Raw genomic sequence first — 14291 nt, 5'->3', positions numbered from 1 at the left:
ATTTTCTCACCACCCGATATATTCAGCGACCCCGGCCTGGCGTGACGAGTGCCCGCGTACGAAGGGTGCCTACAACCTCGCTAGGCACAAATGCCAGCGGCGGAGCCGGTAAAACCAGAAGGAGCAGGTGAGGCTTGAAGGACCCATTCAGCGTAGAAGGTAAAGTAACCATCGTAACCGGCGGTGGCACCGGAATAGGTGAATCGATCGCCAAGGAGTTCGCAAAACGCGGTGCGCCGGTTCTCATTGCCAGCCGCAAAGCCGAAAACCTCGAAAAAGTGCGCGCAGAAATCCGCAGTGCGGGCGGCCAGTGTGAGCTGGCGCTCTGCGACGTGCGCGATGACGCGCAGTGCGATGCGATGGTGGCGGAGGCGGTGAAACATTTCGGGCATGTCGATGCGCTCATCAACAACCATGGCGCCAGCATTACCACCCCCAGCCTGAACCTTTCCCCGAACGGATGGCGCGCAGTCATCGGTATCAACCTCGATGGCGTTTTCTTCTGCTCACGTGCCGCGGCGCGACAGTTTATGGCGCAGAAGTCGGGCGGATCGATTATAAATATTTCTTCAACCGCCGGAGTTCATGGATCGCCGGAGATGCTTCCCTACGGCGCGTCCAAGGCTGGGGTGATCAACCTGACCGTTTCTCACGCTGGCGAGTGGGGAGCGCAGGGCATCAGGGTAAATTGCATCGCCCCCGGACCCATCGATACCGAGGGCGCAGCCCCTCGCGTGTGGCCGAATCCCCAGGTCAAAGAGATGGTGGCGCGCTCGCGGGCGCTGCGCCGCTTCGGCGCGGTCGAAGAAATCGCGCATCCGTGCATCTTTCTGGTTTCCGATGCATCCAGCTACGTGACCGGTGCGCTGCTGATAGTTGACGGCGGACAGGCGCCGCGCGCTGCTGAATAACCTGCCGCGCCGACCTCTGCTGGTGCGATACTTGTCGCATGACCACGGGTCGTGGTACGGCAATCTGATTGTCGGGACGGCGGGGCCCTGGCGGGTTCGCCGCCCCGAAAAACCAGACCAGACGTGTTCCGATAACGAGAGAGGAAACGCACATGGCCGACAAGAGTATCGTCGGGCGGGCGGGAAAGCCGTTCAAGATGCCCATCGAGTGGAGCAAGGTGCGCGAATTCGCGCGGGCTATCAAAGATCCTGACCTTCTGTATTTCGATCCGGATAAAGGAAAGAAGGAGCTCGGCGGCATCCCGCTGCCGGTCACCTTTCTGCAGACCAGCGCATTCTGGACCGACGCCGATTCGGGCCCCGGCATGGGTAACTTCGACCTTCGGCGTATCCTGCACGGTGAGCAGGAGTTCGAGTTCTTCAACCCGATTTTTGTCGGCGATACCCTTACCGGCGTCACCAAGGTCGCCGATGTCTATGAGAAGGAAGGCGGACGCGGCGGCAAGATGACGTTCCTGGTTACCGAGACCGAATACACGAATCAGAAGGGCGAAAAGGTCGCGGTGTCGCGCTCGACTCTGGTCGAAACCGGGCAAGCGGTTAAAGCGAACTGACTTCACGACGACAAATTCGGAGCAGCAACCAATGGCAGCAAAACTCAAGTTTGACGCACTCAAGATCGGGGACGAAATACCGAAGTTTGTGGTCGAAGGCCTGACTCGACCCGACTTCGTTCGCTATGCCGGTGCATCGGGTGATTTCGTGCCGCTGCACTATGATCAGACCTTCGTGGAAGCCGCCGGAATTCCCACGGTCTTCGCGCAAGGTATGTTCACGGCCGGATTATTGTCCAAGGCGCTGACCGATTGGGCGGGAATCGGAAACGTGCGTCAATTCAAGGTCAGGTTTTCGACCCGCGTCTGGCCGGGCGACACGGTTACCTGTACCGGCAAAGTCACCAACAAGGTCGAGAAAAACGGCGAGAAACTGGTCGAAGGTGACCTCGTCGTCCTAAATCAAAAGGGCGAGACCGCTATCAAGGGTTCCTTTCGCGCGGCTGCCTCCTGACCGCCTCCTTGTTTGAGTTCCCGCACCAGGCCTCGGGTTGGGTGGTCTTTCGGCTATCCGCCCGGGCGCGCTACATAACTAGTACCATGCCCGAACCGCGCTACATCATTATTCACGGCCATTTCTACCAGCCCCCGCGTGAGAGCCCCTGGACGGGGCTCATCAGTCAGGAGTCTGGGGCGGCGCCATTCCCCAACTGGAATGAACGCATCCTGAGCGAGTGCTACACCGCGAATGCTCATGCGCACACGATGGAGGGCCACATCGTCCATATCCGCAACAACTACGAATCGGTCAACTTCGACATAGGCCCGACGCTGGCCCTGTGGCTGGCTAATCACGGCCAGGCCGCCTATCGTGCGCTGCTGCGGGGCGATGCACTGTCGCGCGATCGGCTTGGCGGCCACGGCAACGCGATCGCGCAATCCTACAATCATTCGATTCTGCCGCTGCTGTCGCCACGGGATCGCGATCTGCAGATCGCCTGGGGAATCACCGATTTCGAATACCGCTTCGGGCGCCGTCCGCTGGGAATGTGGCTGCCCGAGTGTGCTGTCGATCCCGAGACCCTGGCGTCGGTCGCGGCCGCGGGAATCAGGTTCGTCATCCTCGGACCGCAACAAGGGCAATACCTGGGAGACCCAACTGACACTCGCGCTGCTGGACCCTTCCTGTGGAGCAACGGAAACGCCAAACTCGCGGTCTTCCGCTTCGACCGTGAGATGTCATCAACGATTTCCTTCGGAGAAGGTTTACACGACGGAGCAAGGCTGGCTGAGTGGATGGCCGCGACCGCGCTTGCGTTACCGGAAGGTTCTTCGTTGATGTTCGCAACCGACGGCGAGACGTTCGGCCACCACAAGAAGACGGGCGCTGCGGAACTGGCGCGCGCGTTGATCATGCTGCAGCGGCGCGACGATATTGTGCTGACCAACTGCGAGCAGTACCTCGCCGATCATGGAACCAGGGGGAAGTTCCTCATCGAAGCGCCCAGCTCCTGGAGTTGCGCGCATGGCATCGAGCGCTGGCGCGCCGAATGCGGATGTCGCCTCGAGGCCGGCACCCGGCAAGGGTGGCGGACGCCGCTGCGCGCAGCAATGGAATTCGTAAACAACCACGTCGACGCGGTTTACGATCGTTTCGCGCCGGCGCTAGTGAAGGATCATCGAGGCGCAGTGCGCGCCTCGATCCGGCTCATGATTGATTCCGATCCCGCGACTCATGAGCACTGGTTCTCCAGATTTGGTGTCGTTGGCGAGGTTTCGCGTGAGCGCCTGATTCGGCTGTTTGAAATGGTGCGCGCCGGACAGTCGACCTTAACCAGTTGTGCCTGGTTCTTCGACGATTTCGGCGGTCCGGAGGGCCGCGTTGCCCTGCGTTGGGCGGCGCGCGCGGTGGAGCTGGCGGCGGAGCACAGTCCAAGCATCGAAAGCGAACTGCTCGCACGCCTGCGCGAGATCCGCTCGAACCGTCATGAAGTCGGCGATGCGGCGACCCTGTACTTGAGCCTCAAGACGCGCGAGGCGCGCGGGAGGGTGTGAACGTGGCAACCAATCCCAGCGGTCAAATCGACTCCGTCCTTACCGAGGTGCGCAAGTTCGAGCCGCCCGCCGAGTTCTCGTCCAAGGCGTGGATCAAAAGCCTCGCCGAGCACGAAGCGCTGTGCAAACGCGCCGCCGACGATCCCGAAGGCTTCTGGGCGGACTGCGCCCGCAACCTCGATTGGTTCAAGCCCTTCGACAAGGTGCTGGAGTGGAAATTTCCGTTCGCCAAATGGTTCGTGGGCGGTACGCTCAATGCCTCCTACAATTGCCTTGACCGTCATCTGAAAGGCGCGCGCCGCAACAAGGCGGCAATCATCTGGGAAGGCGAGCCGGGTGACAGCCGAGTACTGACCTACCAGATGCTGGCCGATGAAGTGGGACGCGCCGCTAACGCACTCAAGGAACTGGGCGTGGAGGAGGGCGACCGTGTTGCCATCTACATGCCGCTGGTGCCGGAAGCCGCTATCGCGATGCTGGCGTGCGCGCGAATCGGTGCCGTCCATTCTGTGGTCTTCGGCGGATTCTCCGCGGAGGCGCTCGCCGACCGCATCAATGACGCGGAAGCCAAGCTGTGCATCACTGCCGATGCGGGATGGCGTCGCGGCGCGCAAGTCGAACTCAAAAACAATGTCGACGAAGCACTGAAGCGCTGTCCATCGATTCAAAAAGTTCTGGTTCTCCGGCGCGTCGGCAACAAGGTCAGTATGCGCAGCGGGCGCGACGTCTGGTGGCATGAGTTGGTCTCGCGCCAGAGCCCGAAATGTCCCCCAGCTCAGCTCGACTCGGAACACATGCTGTATACGCTCTACACCTCCGGTACCACCGGAAAACCCAAGGGCGTGGTCCACACCATCGGCGGGTACCTGACGCACACTCTGATGACGATGAAGTGGGTGTTCGATTTGAAGGAGGAAGACACTTTCTGGTGTACGGCGGACATCGGATGGGTGACAGGGCACAGCTACACGGTCTACGGCCCGCTCGCGGCGGGCGCGACGGCGGTGATGTACGAGGGCGCACCGAATTTTCCGCATGAAGATCGCTTCTGGCAGATTATCGAGAAATATGGCGTCAGCATTTTCTATACCGCGCCGACCGCCATCCGCACCTTCCTCAAGTGGGGCGACTCATGGGTGAAGAACCACGACCTCTCGAGTCTGCGCCTGCTCGGCACCGTCGGCGAGCCGATTAATCCGGAGGCGTGGATCTGGTACCGCCGGGTCATTGGTGGCGACCGGTGCCCCATCGTCGATACCTGGTGGCAAACTGAAACCGGCGGCATCATGATCGCGCCGGTGCCCGGTGCGATAGCCACCAAACCCGGTTCGGCCACCCGGCCGCTGCCCGGCGTGGCTGCTGAGGTCGTCACTCACGATGGCAAATCGGTCGGCGTGAACCAGGGTGGCTTGCTCGTGATCAAACGGCCCTGGCCTGGAATGTTGCGCACGGTGTTCCGCGACCCCGAGCGCTACCAGCAGCAGTACTTCAGCCAAATCGACGGAGTCTATTTCACCGGTGATGGCGCGCGCCGCGACGAGGATGGCTACTTCTGGATAATGGGCCGCGTCGATGATGTCGTTAACGTTTCAGGTCATCGTCTCGGCACGATGGAGGTCGAGAGCGCGCTCGTCTCGCACGCGAGCGTGGCCGAGGCCGCCGTGGTGGGACGGCCAGACGAAATGAAGGGGCAGGGTGTGGTCGCCTTCGTGACCCTCGAAGGCGGCCGAAATGGCAGCGCCCAGCTAAAGCAAGAGCTGCGCGAGCATGTGGTCAAGGAAATTGGCGCACTGGCGCGACCCGACGAAATTCGTTTTACCGACGCGCTTCCCAAAACCCGCAGCGGTAAGATCATGCGCCGCCTGCTGCGGCAAATCGCTTCGGGCGACCAGACCCTGGGCGATACCACTACGCTGGAAGACCTGTCGGTGCTGGCCAAGCTCCGCGACGACGAAGAGTAATGCCCCCGTCGCGGCGCGCGCCCGGCCCGACCGATAAGTCCCAGGCTGCTAGCGGTTTCCCAGAAGCAGAGCGAGTCGATCACGACCGCAGTGGACTCTACAAATGACGCGTCTCGGATGCTTGTGACCCCCAATCGTTGTTGCGTCCATCGGGATAAGACACTGGCGCTGCCACACAGCTCATCAACGTTAACACCGTCGAGGCACCGGAGATTGATGCTGAAATATTTGTGGCCAGACATGTTGGGTACATCGACCCACTCAAAGGCGCGCACTCCACAATGCCTGCAGAAGACGTGATGGGCGACTTGGTTGCAACCCTGATAGTCGGTGAGTTGGCTGTCACCCGCAAGTAAGTGGAAGGCCTCGGGCCGTGCCTGAGAGGACCAGAGTCGCATTTTTACGCAGATGGAGCAGTTGCATTTGCTCGTACCCGCGCTGATGTCCAAATCGACCTCAAACCGGACCGCACCGCAGTGACAACTTCCGCTGTATTTTTTCAGCATCGTCACTCTCCGAACTTATAGCTGTCCCAAAGTGTTCATCTCACCACGCAGGGCCCGCTGCTGCGGGGCTGCGTTTTGTGCCACGGGTAGGCCGCATCAGACTCCTTAGCCGAGAAACTTTTTTAGGAACGACAAACAGCGCCGCCAGGAATCCAGATTCGCGATGTGGTTGGCCTCAGGGGTTCCTCCCAGCGCCATCATCATCTTGGTAACGGGATGAAAGATCGCGCTGAGTGGGGGACTGTAAGGGAAACGGATAAAGTGACCCGCCCCCGCGTAGCTTACATGCTCATAGGGGTGCGGAAAATTTCTAGTTGCCAACCGCTGAACCGCAAAGTCTGCCAGATTCAGCGAAGGCCACATCTGATCGTCCGTGCCGGAGAACATGAGCACCGGCCCGTTGATGTTTTCGACCGCGATCGCGGCCGCGTCGAGATGCTGGCGGTTTTTGATCGACTCGACAAACCACGGGCTTATCGCCACTGGCGATTTGCTCCACAGCGCAGGGTCCGGTGCGGCGGTCACCATGCACTCGACCGGCGTGCCGTGCCAACTCCATGCAGATTTGGGTGACTCCCCACTACCTCCGATGCCGGGCCAAACTACCCCGCTTGGCACATACGCGACTACCGCCTTGAGGTCCGCAAAGGTGGCGCCCAACAAGAGCGCCAGTTCTCCGCCGCGCGACGCTCCCGAGACCGCAAGCAGGTTCCCGCGAACCGCCGGATTGCGCTTGAGCCACGCGATCGCGCGCGCGAAATACTCCAACGGAATCTCCACCAGCTCCTGGGGCAGTCCCGGCATTAGGAAATAGCCAAGCGAAAGCACCGCGTAGCCGTGACTTGCCAACAACGCCGGAAGATCCTCGGCAAGACCCCCGCCCGATCCGCCAAGGACAATGACCCCAGGATGCACGCCTTCTTTCGGATGAAAAAACGACGCTACCAGACCCTCGCTACGTACTTCTTCGCGTATGGTCTGGACGGTTAGGAATTGGCGCTCCACCTGTGCGGCCGCACGTTCGACTCCGTCAAGCTCGACCGAGAGCCCTATGGTCACATCCTCGGCGTGGAGCACCGAAAATGCGGTCCTCTGCTCAACGTTCGGATCGAGTTGCATCGACCACAGCAGACCATTCGCGTCGGCGGTGCGGTACGAGCCCGAGCGCGGCGCTTCGTAAACGAGATCCACCTCACCATTTTCCGCGGAGACGAAGGTGGCCTCGGAGCTCCAGCGGCGTTTCAGTCCGTCGAAGGCGGAGGCCTTGACGGTGAGGGCGCGCGCAGGCGGTGCCCCGGTCACCCGGATCTGCAACGGTTCGTCGTAGAGCGTCTTGAGCGGGAAGACCTCGATGCGCACACCTGCCGCCTATCACACTTGGCCCGCCCGCCGAAACGCGGCACACGGCAAATAAAAAGCGCTGTTTATAGGCCCGGGATACCAGCCTTGCTGACTCGGCTAAGGCGAGGTATCCTTTTTGAGGTGAGTGGGCTCTTCGCCCACTTTTTTGTTGGAATTGTCCAGGAAATTTCGTGCATTCCGGTGCTGGACAAGACGCAGAGGATGAACGTTGTAGCGCTGCACCCGGTGGGCGCAAAGATTGCGGAACTCCTGGAGCCGCATATCGAGCGGCAGGGGTACGAGCTGGTCTCGGTGGATTATCACAAGGGGACCCGGAACTCGCTGCTGCGACTCCTGGTCGATAAGCCGGGCGGCGGGATCGGTCTTGACGATTTGGAGAAATTGAGCCCGGTTTTGGGTGATTTGCTGGATGTTTATGACCCGATAGAGGGTCGCTACACCTTGGAGGTCTCCTCGCCAGGAGTGAATCGGCCTCTGCGCAAGCTTGAGCATTTTGCCGCCGTACGCGGCGAGCGCGTGAAAATTCGAACTCATCATGCGCACGCGGGACAGAAGGCGTTTATCGGCAAGCTGGTCGAGGTGAATGCAGAGGGGATCGAACTCGACGATGAGTCGAGTCATCGCCGGGTGGCGATCGCGTTCGAAGAGATACAGCGAGCGAACTATGAGTACGATTTTGGCGACTGATTTCGAAAATGCTGCGCGGGTTACAAGCGCTAAAGGGAGGCGGCTATGCAAGTTGATCTGAATCGGGTCATCGAGCAGGTCTCCAAGGAAAAAGGGATCGACAAATCGATCGTCATCAACGCGGTCGAGGAGATGATGCATTCCGCGGCGCGCCGGACCTTCGGCGCCGAACGCAACATCGAGTCGCGCTTCAACACCGAACTCGGTGAGATTGAACTCTTTGAGATCAAAACCGTGGTCGAAAACGTGACCAACGCGTCGGCGGAAGCAACGCTCGAAGAAGCTCACACGAAATACGATCCCGAAGCGCAGGTCGGTGATGAAATCCTCATCAAGCTGGACACGGCGACCATGGGCCGGATCGCGGCACAGGCAGCGAAGCAGAACCTCATCCAGCACATCCGCGACGCCGAGCGCAAACAGATCTACAACGAATTCAAGGATCGCAAGGGCGAAATTGTTTCAGGGATCGTGCAGCGCTTCGAGCGCAAGAACATGATCGTGAATCTGGGCCGCACCGAAGCGATCTTGCCCGAGAAAGAACAGATCCCGCACGAGCGTTATCGCCAGGGCGATCGAATCCGCGCACTGATTCTCGATGTGGACCTTTCCGAAAAGGGCCTCTCGATCGTGCTTTCGCGAACCTCCAACGACTTCCTGATCGGATTGTTCACCCAGGAGGTTCCCGAAATGTACGAAGGTATCGTCGAGATCCGGCAATGTGCGCGAGAACCTGGCGGTCGCGCCAAGGTCGCGGTCTATTCAAAGGACTCCGATGTTGACCCGGTCGGCGCGTGCGTCGGCATGAAAGGCACTCGGGTGCAGGCCGTCGTGCAGGAACTGCGCGGCGAAAAGATCGACATCGTTCCCTGGACCGATGATCAGGCGGAACTGGTCTGCCGCGCGCTCGCACCGGCCAAGGTTTCCAAGGTCGTCATCGACGAAGACGAGCATGGCATGGAGGTTATTGTCCCTGACGATCAGCTGTCACTGGCCATTGGCAAGCGTGGGCAGAACGTCCGTCTCGCACACCGACTCACCGGATGGAAGCTCGATGTGCGCAGTGAGGCCGAGGCCGAGGAAGAGGCGCGCGCGGCACGCGCCTCGCTCAACGCGATTCCGGGAATCGGCGACATCAACGCGGAACTGCTGTTCCAATGGGGCTTCCGCTCCTCCGAGCAACTGGCCGAGGCCGACGAGGAGAACTTTGATGTCGAGGGCATAAGCCCAGAACGCGCCCGTCAGATCATCGCCGCGGCGCGTACGCACGTCGCCGACAAGCGCGAAAAAGAGCAGGCGCGAGCGGCCGCCGAAGCGGAAGCAGATAGAGCGCGCGCCGCGCAAGCTGCCGAAGCCGCGGTGGAAGCGGCGGCCGAAAGAGAGAGTGTGGAGGCCGCGGGCGCCGAACAAAAGCCCTGAGCAGGAGGACGTGCGAAGTGCTGCCCGCAAGAAGTTGGAAGCGACGGTTCTATGGCCCGGCCCGGTTCGCACCTGCCTGGGCTGCATGAAACCGTCTGACAAGAACGCGATGGTGCGAATCGTCGCCGCTGCGGGAGGCGTCCAAGCTGATTTTGAGGGGCGCAGACCAGGGCGCGGCGGCTATCTCCATCCGCAGCACGACTGCCTGGAGCGATTCATCAGGGCGAAAGTCAGGGAGTTCCGGTCGCTGCGGATGAAGATCGACAGGGAGCAGCGAAGTTTCGTAGTTGAGAGAATCAGGGAGCGTCTGGATAGAAAACCGGCGCTCGAATAGGATAGGTCGGAATGGCGCGAAAGCGGATCAAGACTCTTGCGGCCGAATGGGGCGTCTCAGTCGACGAGGTTCTGCAGAGCTGCGCTCGCCTCAAACTTGGACATGCACACTCCGACTCGAGCCTCCTCGGTCAGAACGAGGTCGATAGAATCAAGGCCGACCTCGATGAGCAGGCGCATCGGGCCGCACTTCTGCGCCGCGAGACCGTCGTCGAAACCAGCGCAGGTAAAATAGTCGAGAAACGTCTTAACGCCACCGTCATGCGTCGGCGCCATACAGAGCCCGCCGCCGGTGCCGGACAACCTGAACAGCCATTTCATTTCGAGGTCGAGAAGGCGGCCGAGGAACCGTTTGTCGAGCCCTTCCTCCCGGAACCTCCCGCGGTCGTGGTTGAACCACCAGATCCATTGGAGCCGGTATCCGCGGCGGCCCCGTCTTCTGCGCTTGAAGCGACGCAATCCGAAGCAGTTCCGGTTGCTCACCCGGAGCCGGGTCCTGCTGAACCGGTGTTGGTCGCGGGCGCGCCTAAGCCGGCCGCTCCACAACCGCCGGCTGCGGTTGCGCGCCCTGCGAGTCCTCCGGCCGAGCGGGATCTTCGCCGACCGGCTCCGCCACCGGTCGCGGAGGTGCGCAATGGTGCTCCGAGGACGCCACCTCCATTAGACAGGCGGGCGATTAATCTGACCAAGTCTCCCTCTTCGGCCCCCTCGTTGGATGATGGGCAGCGGGGCCCCAAGGTTCTCGGCAGGATCGATTTGCGTGCAAAACCAACGCCCGCGCGCCCTGTCGGGCCAGTCGGGCGCCCGGGACCTGGTGGGCAGCGCCCCGGCACGCCCCCGGGTCGCTTTGGTGCGCCACCAGTCCCCCCGCCCGAAGCGGTACCGCCACCTGGAAATTCAGGAAAGCCCGGGGCGCGCGGTCTCAAAAAGAAGGTCGTCAAGAAAGGCACCGTCGATTTCACCGCCGAGCGGGAAATGCGTGGGTTGCGCGTCCCCAAAAAACGGCGCGCGCTTCCCGGCAAGGAGCAGAAGAAAACCGAGATCACCACGCCCAGGGCATCCAAGCGCGTGGTACGGATCACCGAAGGCGTGACCGTTGGCGACCTGGGTCGCAACATGGGCGTCAAAGCCGGCGATCTCATCAAGAAATTGATGGAGCTCGGCCAGATGGCGACGCTCAACCAGGTTCTCGACGTCGATACCGCGACCCTGCTCGCGAGCGAGTTTGGTTACAGCGTTGAGAACGTCGCGTTCGATGCGGAACAGGCCATCGAGGAGACCAGCGAAGAGGCGGCACAGGGCGAGGCCCTTCCGCGCCCTCCCGTCGTCACCGTGATGGGCCATGTCGATCACGGCAAGACCTCGCTCCTCGACGCGATTCGGCATACCAACGTGACCGCCAAGGAGTTCGGTGGTATCACCCAGCACATCGGCGCCTACCAGGTCGAGGCGCATGGTCGTCAAATCACCTTCGTCGACACGCCCGGCCACGAGGCCTTCACCGCAATGCGCGCCCGCGGCGCCAAGGTCACCGACATCGTGGTCTTGGTGGTAGCGGCCAGCGAGGGAGTGATGCCTCAGACGATCGAAGCGATCAATCACTCGCGCGCCGCCAAGGTTCCGATCATAGTCGCGATCAACAAGATCGATCTGCCCGAAGCCAATATCGACCGCGTCAAGCAACGGCTCACCGAGCAGGGTCTGATCCCCGAGGACTATGGCGGCGAGACCATCACAGTGCCGGTCTCGGCGCGCACCCGCGAGGGTATCGATCGGCTGCTTGAGATGATCCTTCTGCAGGCGGACGTGATGGAGCTCAAAGCCAATCCGCAGCGCCCCGCGCGCGGTACGGTGGTCGAGTCACAGCTGGACCGCGGCCGTGGCCCGGTTGCCACGGTGCTGGTCCAGGAGGGCACGCTCCATCAGGGCGATCCCTTCGTGTGCGGACTCAGTTTCGGGCGCGTCCGGGCGATGCTCGACCATCGGGGAGAGCGGCTGTCCGATGCGGGACCATCAACTCCGGTCGAGATTTTCGGTCTCTCCAGCGTGCCCGAGCCGGGAACCGCGTTCGTCGCGGTAGCCGAGGAGTCCAAGGCGCGTCAGGTTGCCGAGTATCGTCGATCCAAGCAGCGCGAGGGCGAGCTCGCCAAGACCAGCCGAATTTCGCTCCAAGATTTGAGCGAGCGGATGGCAGCCGGCGAGGTGAAAGAGCTCAAGGTGATCTTGAAAGCCGACGTCCAGGGGTCGGTTGAGGCGCTTTCGGATGCTTTGACCCGGCTTTCGACCAAGGAAGTCAAACTCGAGGTCATTCACACCTCGGCCGGGGCGATCTCCGAGACGGACGTCACTCTCGCGGCAGCATCCGGCGCGATTATCCTCGGGTTCAATATCCGTCCCGAACCAAAAGCCGCCCAGCTTGCCGAGAAAGAGGGTGTCGAGATTCGCTCGTACACCGTCATCTACGAAGCGATCAACGACATGCGCGAAGCCATGGAAGGACTGCTCGCGCCCACCTACCGTGAGAAGCAACTGGGGCGTGTCGAAGTTCGCAAAATTTTCAATGTCCCGGGCGGCACCGTCGCCGGTTCGATGGTCGTGGATGGAAAGATCACGCGCAGCGCGCGCGTGCGATTGGTGCGTGACGGCCGGGTCGTGTGGGAAGGAAAGGTCGGCTCGCTCAAGCGCTTCAAGGATGACGTGCGCGAGGTGCTAACTAATTTCGAATGTGGTGTCGGACTGGAGAATTTCAACGACGTCAAGCCGGGCGACGTCATCGAGTCGTTTGAGCTGGAAGCCGTGTTGCGGAAGCTGGAGACGCCCAAGCCCGAAACTGCCCGAGGGCAGGCCGCCGCGGAAAAACAGCTTCAGCCCTGACGCAGCTAACACCCGCGGGTCGGAATTTTCGCCCGATCGGAGGGGAGGTGGGCAATGGTCGTCGGTGTACTGCGGCTTACGCTCTTCCTGCCGGAGAATCATTCGCTCAAGGGCAAGCGGCAGGTGCTGCGCGCGATCAAAGATCGGGTGCGTAACAAATTCAATGTTTCAATCGCGGAATCAGACGGTCACGACATGTGGCAGCGCGCCGAACTCGGCATCTGCCAAGTGGGAAGCGATCGCCCGTTCGTCGACCGTGCGCTGCGCGAGGTAGTGAACTTTATCGAGTCCCTCGGCTTGGCACCCCTGGGAGAGGAACAACTCGAGATCATCAACTGCTGACCGAGAAGCGGCACCTCCCCGGGTGAGGCGCGCGGTTGGGAAAACCTGGTGAGTAGCGGACGAAGATCGGAGCGAGTGGCAGAGCTGGTGCTGCGGGAACTCTCTGCGATGCTGATCAGAGACCTCAAGGATCCCCGACTGCGTGGCGTTTCCCTGACCGGCGTTACCATGACCGATGATCTTCGGCATGGGCGGGTCGGCTTCTCGCATATCGAAGGCAGCGTGAAGGCGGCGGCTGCGGTGGCCGGGTTCAAGAGCGCCGCCGGGTTCATCCGGCGCGAGATCGGCCGCTCTCTCGGGCTTCGCTATACCCCCGAACTGGATTTCGAATTCGACCCCGGGCTCGAGCGCGCCGCCCGAATCGGTGAACTGCTGCGCGAGGGACGCCCCAAGCCGTAGTCGAAAGAAATCCAGCAACGCGACTTTCGCTTGCAATCTGCGGCCGGAAGCACTATCTGCTAAACGGTCGGTTTGTCTGAACGCTTGTTTAGGCAAACTGTCATCGGGCCTGGCGCCACCGTCGTGCGCTGAACTCTCGACCGGCGCGGGCGGACCGCGTCGAGCCGTCTCGACCCACCCGAGACCGGGGGGACCGGCCTCACCTGATCGAGGCCGGTCCTCCTCCTCAAGCGCATCCGTCTTATAACCACCCGGCTGAGTGGGCTATCTTGGTTAGCGCCAGCGATGAACGCCGTGATCGTAATCGACAAACCCGCGGGAATTACCTCTGCGGAAGTGGTCAGGCGGATCAAACGATCGGTGAAACCTGCGCGCGTCGGACATCTGGGCACCCTCGATCCCTTCGCAACCGGAGTGCTGCCGATTTTGATTGGCGAGGCCACCAAGCTTGCACCCTTCCTGGAGGGGGGCGACAAGCGCTACGCGGGGCTTATCAAGCTAGGCGTCGAGACCGATACCCTCGATCCCGACGGCTCCGTCGCCCGCACCGCTCCCGTACCCCCGCTAAATCCTCAATGCGTAGCTGCGATCGAGCGCCAATTCAGCGGGACGCTCAGCCAGGTTCCGCCAGTGTTTTCGGCGATCAAACGGGCCGGCGTGCCTCTGTACCGGCTGGCGCGGAAAGGCGTGGATGTGCGACCGCCACAGCCACGCAAGATTGAAATCGAGTTTCTGAAGCTCGAAACTGCCTCGCACGATACGCTGCGCTTCGAGCTCGGCTGCTCGGCCGGAACCTATGTCCGTGCGCTTGCACGTGATATCGGGGTTGCACTTCAGTCGGCCGCACATCTCGCGCAGCTTCGCCGGCTCCAAAGCGGTGGGTTTTCC

General features: G+C 61.4%; 15 protein-coding genes. 13 read left to right on the top strand and 2 right to left on the bottom strand.

Annotated features, from left to right (window positions below; all coding sequences use genetic code 11):
* Positions 1 to 134: 134 nt before the first annotated feature.
* The 6 genes from VGI36_17295 (at position 135) to VGI36_17270 (ending at position 5837) form a co-directional block, all read left to right on the top strand.
* On the top strand, positions 135 to 911 hold the full coding sequence (locus VGI36_17295) for a glucose 1-dehydrogenase (protein HEY2486903.1): 777 nt from the start codon (positions 135 to 137) through the stop codon (positions 909 to 911).
* Positions 912 to 1063: 152 nt separating this feature from the next.
* Positions 1064 to 1525: a MaoC family dehydratase N-terminal domain-containing protein gene (locus VGI36_17290; GenBank protein HEY2486902.1), complete on the top strand. Its 462-nt coding sequence runs from the start codon at positions 1064 to 1066 to the stop codon at positions 1523 to 1525.
* 31 nt (positions 1526 to 1556) lie between these two features.
* Positions 1557 to 1979, top strand: coding sequence for a MaoC/PaaZ C-terminal domain-containing protein (locus tag VGI36_17285; GenBank protein HEY2486901.1), 423 nt, complete (start codon positions 1557 to 1559; stop codon positions 1977 to 1979).
* Between the two features lie 86 nt (positions 1980 to 2065).
* Complete coding sequence (locus VGI36_17280) at positions 2066 to 3520, top strand: DUF3536 domain-containing protein (protein HEY2486900.1); 1455 nt, start codon at positions 2066 to 2068, stop codon at positions 3518 to 3520.
* 2 nt (positions 3521 to 3522) lie between these two features.
* The gene (gene acs / locus VGI36_17275; GenBank protein ID HEY2486899.1) at positions 3523 to 5481 is read left to right on the top strand and encodes an acetate--CoA ligase; all 1959 of its coding nucleotides are present in this window, start codon (positions 3523 to 3525) and stop codon (positions 5479 to 5481) included.
* A gap of 230 nt (positions 5482 to 5711) precedes the next feature.
* Positions 5712 to 5837 (top strand): hypothetical protein, encoded by a 126-nt coding sequence (locus VGI36_17270; protein ID HEY2486898.1) that lies wholly within the window; start codon positions 5712 to 5714, stop codon positions 5835 to 5837.
* A gap of 255 nt (positions 5838 to 6092) precedes the next feature.
* Here VGI36_17270 and VGI36_17265 read toward each other — a convergent pair whose 3' ends face one another.
* Positions 6093 to 7346, bottom strand: a complete 1254-nt coding sequence (locus VGI36_17265) for an acyl-CoA thioesterase/bile acid-CoA:amino acid N-acyltransferase family protein (protein ID HEY2486897.1) — start codon at positions 7344 to 7346, stop codon at positions 6093 to 6095.
* Positions 7347 to 7469: 123 nt separating this feature from the next.
* Here VGI36_17265 and rimP point away from each other — a divergent pair, with 123 nt between their 5' ends.
* From rimP to VGI36_17250, 3 genes are read left to right on the top strand one after another with little or no spacing between them, the layout of a single operon-like run.
* Complete coding sequence (gene rimP, locus VGI36_17260; GenBank protein HEY2486896.1) at positions 7470 to 8036, top strand: ribosome maturation factor RimP; 567 nt, start codon at positions 7470 to 7472, stop codon at positions 8034 to 8036.
* 45 nt (positions 8037 to 8081) lie between these two features.
* Positions 8082 to 9455, top strand: coding sequence for a transcription termination factor NusA (gene nusA / locus VGI36_17255; protein ID HEY2486895.1), 1374 nt, complete (start codon positions 8082 to 8084; stop codon positions 9453 to 9455).
* A gap of 10 nt (positions 9456 to 9465) precedes the next feature.
* Positions 9466 to 9789, top strand: coding sequence for a YlxR family protein (locus VGI36_17250; GenBank protein ID HEY2486894.1), 324 nt, complete (start codon positions 9466 to 9468; stop codon positions 9787 to 9789).
* 56 nt (positions 9790 to 9845) lie between these two features.
* Here VGI36_17250 and VGI36_17245 read toward each other — a convergent pair whose 3' ends face one another.
* Positions 9846 to 10271 carry a hypothetical protein gene (locus VGI36_17245; protein ID HEY2486893.1) on the bottom strand — a complete coding sequence of 142 codons (426 nt, stop codon included), beginning with the start codon at positions 10269 to 10271 and terminating at the stop codon, positions 9846 to 9848.
* A 273-nt stretch (positions 10272 to 10544) separates the two neighbouring features.
* Between VGI36_17245 and infB the strand changes: the two genes are divergently transcribed.
* The 4 genes from infB to truB all read left to right on the top strand — a co-directional run.
* Positions 10545 to 12662 (top strand): translation initiation factor IF-2, encoded by a 2118-nt coding sequence (gene infB, locus VGI36_17240; protein HEY2486892.1) that lies wholly within the window; start codon positions 10545 to 10547, stop codon positions 12660 to 12662.
* Between the two features lie 54 nt (positions 12663 to 12716).
* Complete coding sequence (locus tag VGI36_17235; protein ID HEY2486891.1) at positions 12717 to 13004, top strand: DUF503 domain-containing protein; 288 nt, start codon at positions 12717 to 12719, stop codon at positions 13002 to 13004.
* Positions 13005 to 13052: 48 nt separating this feature from the next.
* On the top strand, positions 13053 to 13403 hold the full coding sequence (gene rbfA / locus VGI36_17230) for a 30S ribosome-binding factor RbfA (GenBank protein HEY2486890.1): 351 nt from the start codon (positions 13053 to 13055) through the stop codon (positions 13401 to 13403).
* A gap of 285 nt (positions 13404 to 13688) precedes the next feature.
* Positions 13689 to 14291: tRNA pseudouridine(55) synthase TruB (truB, locus tag VGI36_17225; protein HEY2486889.1), on the top strand; the 603-nt coding region annotated here is incomplete at its 3' end.

The sequence above is a fragment of the Candidatus Binataceae bacterium genome (assembly GCA_036495685.1).
Taxonomy (GTDB): domain Bacteria; phylum Desulfobacterota; class Binatia; order Binatales; family Binataceae; genus JAFAHS01.
This window is presented reverse-complemented; position numbering and strand designations above follow the sequence as displayed.